This window comes from Actinomyces sp. ICM58, from assembly GCF_000283035.1.
Lineage (GTDB): Bacteria > Actinomycetota > Actinomycetes > Actinomycetales > Actinomycetaceae > Pauljensenia.
Genome location: NZ_ALIY01000092.1, coordinates 1 through 3,118 on the forward strand (window position 1 = coordinate 1; position 3,118 = coordinate 3,118).

Here is a 3,118-nt window from a genome sequence, read left to right on the forward strand (position 1 = left end):
CGTCCCCGCGCGCCGCGTCGGATGGGTTGGCGAGGCCGGGGTGCCCCTCATCGCCGCCGACCCCGACGCGCCATCCGGGCACGAGGCAGGGACAGCCACGTGGGTGTGCCCGGCCACGGGCCGCCGCTACGTCGAGCGAGACGACACCCTCTCACCCGAGGAGGCCCAGGCCTCGTCCACGAATACCGCCGAGGCGCCCGCCCGCAACCGTGAGGACCAGCCGTGACCCATCCGTTCATCCCGCCCGCACGCCCGCTCATCGGCGAGGAAGAGATCGAGGCCGTCGCCGCCGTCATGCGCACCGGCATGATCGCCCAGGGCCCCCAGGTCGCCGCCTTCGAGGAGGAGTTCGCCGCCGCCCTCGTGCCCGGAACCCGGGCAGCCGCGGTCAACTCGGGGACCTCGGCCCTGCACCTGGGCCTGCTCGCCGCAGGGATCGGACCGGGCGACGAGGTCATCGTCCCCTCCTTCACCTTCGCGGCCACCGCCAACTCGGTCGCCATCACGGGCGCGACCCCCGTGTTCGCCGACATCGACCCGCTCACCTTCACACTGTCCCCGGCCGCCGTTGAAGCCGCGATCACGCAGCGCACGCGGGCCATCATGCCCGTCCACCTCTACGGCCATCCCGCTGCCATGGACGCGCTCCAGGCGATCGCCGACGAGCGCGGCCTCATGGTCTTCGAGGACGCCGCCCAGGCCCACGGCGCCACCCTGCACGGGCGCGCGGTTGGCTCCTTCGGTACCTTCGCGGCCTTCTCCTTCTACCCGACGAAGAACATGACCAGCGGTGAGGGAGGCATGGTCACCTCCACCGACCCCGGGATTATCCGAGGCGTGCGGCTCGCGCGCAACCAGGGCATGGAGACGCGCTACGCCAACGAAATCGTGGGCCTCAACAACCGCATGACCGACATCCACGCCGCCATCGGGCGCGTCCAACTGACCAAGGTCCGCGCGTGGACGCGCGCGCGCCAAAGCAACGCCGCGTTCCTGGACGCCCACCTGCGCGGCGTCACCGTCCCGCACGTCGCCCCCGGCGCCACCCACGTCTACCACCAGTACACGATCCGCGTGGGAGAAGACCGCGACGGTTTCGCCGCCGCCCTGCGCGAGGAGTACGGCGTCGGCTCGGGCGTCTACTACCCGATCCCGAACCACGAGCTGCCCTCCCTGGCCCGCTACGCCCCCTGTGCGGAGCTGCCCGCCACGCGCGCGGCCGCCGACCAGGTCCTCTCCCTGCCGATCTACCCCTCCCTGACGCCCATCGAGCTGGAACGCATCGTGCACGGCGTCAACGCGCTCGCCCAAGCGGGGGCCTGACATGAGCATTCGCCTCGGGATCCTCGGCATCGGCTCGATGGGCCGACACCACGTGCGCAACGCTCGCGCGACCGCCGGCGTGGACCTCGTCGCCCTCGCCGACCCGGGTGGCGACCGCTTCGGCGTCGCCGGCGACCTGCCCGTCCTGGGCGGCGTCGAGGAGCTGATCGAGGTCGGTATCGACGCCGCGATCATCGCCGCGCCCACCGCCCACCACGAGGCCGCCGCCCTGGCGCTGGCCGAGGCCGGGGTGCACACCCTCGTCGAAAAGCCACTCGCCACGAGCGTCGAGGCCGGGGCACGCATCCGCGACGCCTTCGCGGCCTCGGGCCTCGTGGGGGCAGTCGGCTACGTCGAGCGCTGCAACCCGGCGCTCATCGACATGCGCAGGCGCATCGCCCAGGGACAACTGGGCGAGATCGAGCAGATCGCGACGCGCCGCCAGTCTCCCTTCCCCGCGCGCATCAGCGACGTCGGCGTGGTCAAGGACCTGGCCACGCACGACGTGGACCTGGCCGCGTGGGTGGCTGGCGCCCCCTACGAGAGCATCTACGCGCGCACGGCCGCGCGCTCGGGGCGCCCCCACGAGGACATGATGGTCGCCTCGGGCGTGCTTGCAGGCGGCATCCTCGTCAACCACCTCGTCAACTGGCTGACCCCCTACAAGGACCGCACGACCATCGTGACGGGGGAGCGCGGCGCGCTCGTCGCCGACACCGCGATGGGGGACCTGACCTTCTACGAAAACGGCCACGCGCCCCTGCAATGGGACGCCATCGCCGCCTTCCGCGGGGTGAGCGAGGGCCAGGTCGTGCGCTACGCCCTCACCAAGCGCGAGCCCCTCGCCCTCGAACACGAGCGCTTCCGCGACGCCATCCTCGGCGTGGGCGCCGAGCACGTCACCATGGACGAGGCCCTGGATAACCTGCGCGTTGTCGAGGCCATCCTGACATCGGCAGTCACCGGGCGCTCGGTTGACCTGTAGGGCGCTGCGTTAGCGCGTCACGTCGGCGTAGATTGCGCGCAGGTGCTGGACCGAAGCGCGCAGCGAACGTTCACGGGTGACCCACGCCCGGCACGCCGCCCCGCGGTCCGCGCGTTCGTCCTCCGACCACGCCAATGCCTCGTCGATGGAGCGGGCGAGGGAATGCGGCGAGCGCTCCGCCGCGAGCAGCGAGGCCCCCGGCGCGATCATCTCCGGCGTCCCGCCCGTCGGATAAGTGATGACGGGCACGCCGCACGCCTGCGCCTCGAGCAGGACGAGGCCGGCCGCCTCCTGCCTGCCTTCCGTCGGCTTCGTGGGCAGGACCAGGACGCGTGCGCGGCGCATCCAGTCGCGCACCCCCTCGCGATCCAGTCGGCCCGTGAACGACACGTGCGCGCGTTCGCGCAGCGCGGGGGCGAGCGGCCCGTCGCCCACGAGGACGAGGTGATGCGGGCGACGCCCCACGAGGTCGGCGCAGGCCCGGGCCAGATCGTCCACGCCCTTCAGGTGGCTCAGAGCGCCCACGAACAGGACGATGGGCTCCTCGCGCGACTCTTGCGTGTTCGGGGCCGGCGTCCACCAGTCGGCGTCCACGCCCTGATAGTGCACGCTCAGCCGCTGAGGATCGGCACCCGCGCCCAGCGCAACGTCCGCCAGGTAACGCGACACCGCCAGCAGACGGCTCGCGCCCTCAAACGCCCGCGCGCGGTTGTGCGCGTTCCACGCAGCCCCCGCGCCCCGCCCGAGCCTCGGGTAGGCATCCCCGCCATGCAGCGTCACCACGAGCGGCGCGCCCGTCTCCCGCGCGGC

At 72.6% G+C, this 3,118-nt stretch carries 3 protein-coding genes and 1 pseudogene; 3 read left to right on the plus strand and 1 reads right to left on the minus strand.

Translation table 11 applies throughout. The features are described from left to right. From HMPREF1138_RS11250 to HMPREF1138_RS04525, 3 genes and pseudogenes are all read left to right on the plus strand, one after another. Positions 1-226, plus strand: a pseudogene (locus HMPREF1138_RS11250) (N-acetyltransferase); the annotation flags it as partial. Continuing rightward, positions 223-1,323, plus strand: a complete 1,101-nt coding sequence (locus HMPREF1138_RS04520; protein WP_009057079.1) for a DegT/DnrJ/EryC1/StrS family aminotransferase — start codon at positions 223-225, stop codon at positions 1,321-1,323. The pseudogene HMPREF1138_RS11250 and the gene HMPREF1138_RS04520, both read left to right, overlap by 4 nt. Before the next feature lies 1 nt (position 1,324). After that, on the plus strand, positions 1,325-2,308 hold the full coding sequence (locus HMPREF1138_RS04525) for a Gfo/Idh/MocA family protein (RefSeq protein WP_009057074.1): 984 nt from the start codon (positions 1,325-1,327) through the stop codon (positions 2,306-2,308). Positions 2,309-2,317: 9 nt separating this feature from the next. On the opposite strand, the gene HMPREF1138_RS04530 is transcribed toward HMPREF1138_RS04525, so the two are convergent. Beyond that, a partial coding sequence (locus tag HMPREF1138_RS04530) for a glycosyltransferase (protein ID WP_039936903.1) occupies positions 2,318-3,118 on the minus strand: 801 nt, incomplete at its 5' end.

Excerpts from the sequence above, each read along its gene's own strand:
- HMPREF1138_RS04525 (WP_009057074.1), top strand. The coding sequence starts at position 1,325 with ATGAGCATTCGCCTCGGGATCCTCGGCATCGGCTCGATGGGCCGACAC.